This window comes from Curtobacterium luteum, assembly GCF_001475545.1.
GTDB classification, from domain to species: Bacteria; Actinomycetota; Actinomycetes; order Actinomycetales; family Microbacteriaceae; genus Curtobacterium; species Curtobacterium luteum_A.
On record NZ_LDQC01000128.1, the window covers coordinates 1 to 1,580 of the forward strand.

Below are 1,580 nucleotides of genomic sequence, written 5' to 3' on the forward strand. Positions count from 1 at the left end.
GTGATGACCGCGCCGACGATGAACCCTCCGGCGACGAGCGTGGTGCCCGCGACGAAGCTCAGTTCCGGACCAGCGGGCGCCTTGGCGACGAGTTCTGCGATCGAGTGCGTGCTCAGCTCGACGACGACCGCCCACCCCACGAGGACGAGGAAGAGCGGGACCGTCACGTTCGCGAGCCACTGCATGGAGTGGAAACCGCGGAGCACGATCGCCGTCACGACGAGGCCGAACACGAGGGACCACGCCCAGGCCGGCAGGACCGGCAGGATCGCGACGAGCCCGGCTGCCGAGACCCCGGACTGGATCCCGAACCAGCCGATGAGGCTGAGCCCGATCGCGAGGCCGACGAGCGCGGAACCGGCCTTGCCGAACCCGGTCCACCGGGCGATGACCGAGGTGTTGAGGCCCTCGCGCATGCCGATGACGCCGACGAAGACGGACACGATCTCGAGGATCACCGCGCCCAGGGTGATCGCCCAGAAGGCTTCCCAGAACCCCATCCCGAAGCCGAGGGTGGCCCCGAGCAGGAACTGGGAGAGCGCGGAGATCTGCCCGAAGCGCTGGACGGCGACCTGGAACCAGCCGTAGCGGGCCGAGCGGGGGACACGAGACAGGGAGTGGTCGTCGACGACGACGGACGGGGCTGGTGGTGCTGACGCTGCACTGGCCATCGGGTGCTCCTGGGGGGAAGGGAGCCGGTCGGGGCGACCGGGTTGCCGCAACGGTAGTGAGCGTCGGCGGCGACCAGAACGGGCAGAGTGTCGTGAAGGGCGTGTGAACTCGTGCAACCTGCACAGGGTGCGCGGTTCCGCTCGTCCTGCCGTCCGTACGCCCGATGTCATACCGGGGTAGGGGACGGTCGACACCGCGGACGGATGGCAGCGGCGCGCTCGCTCCGTAGCGTCGTCCTCGTCGGCGAGCGCCGCCGACGGAGGGAGGCACCCGTGTTCGACCAGATCACACCGTTCGTCGTCGACCTGGCGGCGAGCCCGCTCGTGTACGTCGTGCTGTTCGCCCTGTGCCTGCTCGACGGCTTCTTCCCGCCGGTGCCGAGCGAGACGGCCCTCGTCGCCGTGGCCGCGGTCGCCGCGACCTCCGGCCAGCCGGCGCTGCTGGGCGTGCTGGCTGCTGCCGCTGCCGGAGCGGTCGCGGGTGACTCGGTCGCGTACTGGATCGGGCGGCGGATCGGCCTCACGCGCCTCGCGTCCTCCCGACGTCCGAGGATCGCCGCGGCGTTCGCGTTCGCCGAGCGACAGATGGAGCGGCGTCCTGCGAGCCTCATCCTCGTGGGCCGGTACATCCCGGTGGGCCGCGTCGCGGTGAACACGACCGCCGGTGCGACGGGGCTCCCCTACCGTCGGTTCCTCGGCATCAGCGCGGTCGCGGGCAGCGCCTGGGCGGCGACCTCGATCGGGATCGCCCTCGCGACGTCGTCCGTCCTGCACGAGCCCGTGGTCGCGGCGCTGGTGTCGATGGTCCTCGCGGTGGTGCTCGGTGTCGTGGTCGACCGGGTGATCGGTAGCATCGGCCGCAGGCGCGAGGCCGCAGCAGCACGTCGCGCCGCCCACACGGACCAGCCC

The 1,580-nt window shown here is 71.6% G+C and carries 2 protein-coding genes; one reads left to right on the forward strand and one right to left on the reverse strand.

What is annotated here, in order from left to right; genetic code table 11:
• A partial coding sequence (locus NS184_RS16435) for a purine-cytosine permease family protein (protein ID WP_193750527.1) occupies window positions 1–671 on the reverse strand: 671 nt, incomplete at its 3' end.
• Between the two features lie 273 nt (window positions 672–944).
• Here NS184_RS16435 and NS184_RS16440 point away from each other — a divergent pair.
• The coding region (locus NS184_RS16440) for a DedA family protein (protein WP_193750529.1) at window positions 945–1,580 on the forward strand (636 nt) is incomplete at its 3' end.